This is a genomic window from Caulobacter sp. (genome assembly GCF_035254145.1).
Lineage (GTDB): Bacteria > Pseudomonadota > Alphaproteobacteria > Caulobacterales > Caulobacteraceae > Caulobacter.
Map to the genome: position 1 here is coordinate 1 of NZ_DATFAV010000327.1, position 2186 is coordinate 2186.

The 2186-nt window shown below is 66.7% G+C and carries 2 protein-coding genes; both read left to right on the plus strand.

Translation table 11 applies throughout. The annotated features are described in order from the left end of the window. Positions 1-83 precede the first annotated feature (83 nt). Positions 84-1046, plus strand: a complete 963-nt coding sequence (locus VJ655_RS19640; protein ID WP_324114044.1) for a hypothetical protein — start codon at positions 84-86, stop codon at positions 1044-1046. 140 nt (positions 1047-1186) lie between these two features. After that, positions 1187-2186: serine hydrolase (locus VJ655_RS19645; protein ID WP_324114046.1), on the plus strand; the 1000-nt coding region annotated here is incomplete at its 3' end.

Sequence of the window (2186 nt, forward strand, 5' to 3'; positions counted from 1 at the left end):
CGGAGATAGACCCCATGTCAGGACGACCCTTGGCCCTCCGGTTTGGGTGCTGGGCCGCGGCGCTGTTGGTGGCTTGCCCAGCGATGGCCTGGACCAAAGCCCCGGCGGCGGCGGTTGCCGCGCCGGCCGGTCAGGCCGTCATTCAGACCGACGACATCGGGCGGTTCTGGATCGCCTATGACGCGGTGCGAGCGGCGAAGGATCGCCCGACCAGACTTGCTCTGTTCCAGAAGCTCTATCTCGATCCCGCGACCCCGGGCCTGCGCACGTTGATGGCGGCGCGGCGCTACACGCTCGAGCAATATGTCGACGCGATCGAACGCTGGCCCAAATTCTGGGACTCGATCCGACCCTTGACCGGCCGCGCCCGGGAAGCGGCCGGGCCGCTCGCTAAAGACCTCGCCGCCTTCCGGGCGATCTATCCCGAGATGAGGCCCGCCAGCATCACCTATGCGATCGGCGTGCTGCGGACCGGCGGCACGACCCAGGGCGGCATGGTGCTGATCGGCGCCGAGATCGCCCTGGCCGACGCGAGCGTCGACGTGTCCGAATTGCCCGAGCCGATGCGCACCCGGCTTGGCGCGTTCTTCGCGACCGCGCCCTTCACCAACAACGCTCAGAACAACATCCACGAATACGTCCACACTCAGCAGGAGGATTCGAGCGACAGCCTCGCCGCCCGCGTGGCCTATGAGGGGGTGGCGGAGTTCGTCGCCGAACGGGTGACGGGCCGCCGCCCTCCTTTGAAGCTCTACGTCTATGGCCCGGCCCACCGCGTCACGGTGCGCGACCAGTTCCGCACCGACATGGCCAAGACCGACTGGCGTGATTGGCTCTACAACAGCAACGACAACGTCTTCGGCGTGTCCGACATGGGCTATTTCGTGGGCTATGAGATCGCACGGGACTTCTACGATCGCGCGATCGACAAGCGCGCCGCCCTCCGTTTGATGATCCAGCTGCGCTACGCCGACGACAACGCCGTGCGCGCCTATATCGCGCAATCCGGTTATCTAACGGACGATGCGGCTAGAGAGTCTCAGTGAGCCTGTCACCCAGCGGCACAGTTGCCTCCTCGGAGGCTGCGGCTGGCTTTCGACGCTCTCCCAGCGCCTGCTGGATGACTTAGCCATACGGGCGCAATCCTGAGAAGGTTCGGACGCGCAGAAGCGATACGGAGGCGATGATGAAGATACTGCTCGGCGCTTTGGCGCTGCTCGGCTTGGGGGCGCCGGCGATGGCGCGGAGCGATCCGGCGATCCAGGCGGTGCTGACGCGCTTCAACAACGACGAACATACCGACCTGAAAGGCGTCGTGGTGCTGCGCGACGGGCGGGTCGTTGGCGAGCGCTATTACAATGGCGAAACGGCCGAGACGCTTCACGACATCCGCTCGGCCGGCAAGAGCATCACTGCGCTGCTGATGGGCGTAGCGATCGACCGGGGCCAGATCCGCAGCGTTGAGGACCCCGTCGCGCGCTACTGGCCCGAAGCCAAGGGCAGCGCGATCGGAGACGCGGCCTTGCGCGATGTGCTCACCATGCGCTCGGGCCTGGCGGCGTTCGACGACGATCCGGCCTCGCCGGGCCAGGAGGACCACATGGACGAGGCCGCCAGCCCGCCGGCCTTCGTGCTCTCACTCCCCCGGGACGATCCGCCGGGAACGCGCTATCGCTACAACTCGGTCACCGCCTATGTCGCCGGCGTGGTGGTGGCGAAGGCCACCGGTGGAACGCTTGAGCACTTCGCGCGCGTCGCGCTGTTTAAGCCCCTCGGCGTCACCCGCTGGATCTGGGCGGCCGACGCGGCCGGCTACACGAAGGGTCAGGGCAATCTGTCGCTGACGACCCGCGATCTGGCCAAGATCGGGGAGATGGTGCGCAGTGGCGGGCTGTACCACGGTCGCCGGGTCGTCAGCGCGGCCTGGCTGCGCGAGGCCCTGGCACCGAAGGTCGCGATCGGCGACAGCGATCCCTATGCCGATGGCTACGGCTACTTCTGGTACGCTAAGACCCGCCAGGTCCAGGGCAAGCCGGTGACGGTCTCGTTCGCGTCGGGCAACGGCGGCAACAAGATCTACGTGGTCCCGGCTCGCCATCTCGTCGTCGCCATTACCTCCAGCGCCTACGGCTACGGCTATGGACAACGTCGATCCGAGGCTATCCTGAAGGCGATCCTCGATGCCT

Coding starts and splice junctions, on each gene's coding strand:
- VJ655_RS19640 (WP_324114044.1), top strand. CDS start 84: ATGGCCTGGACCAAAGCCCCGGCGGCGGCGGTTGCCGCGCCGGCCGGT.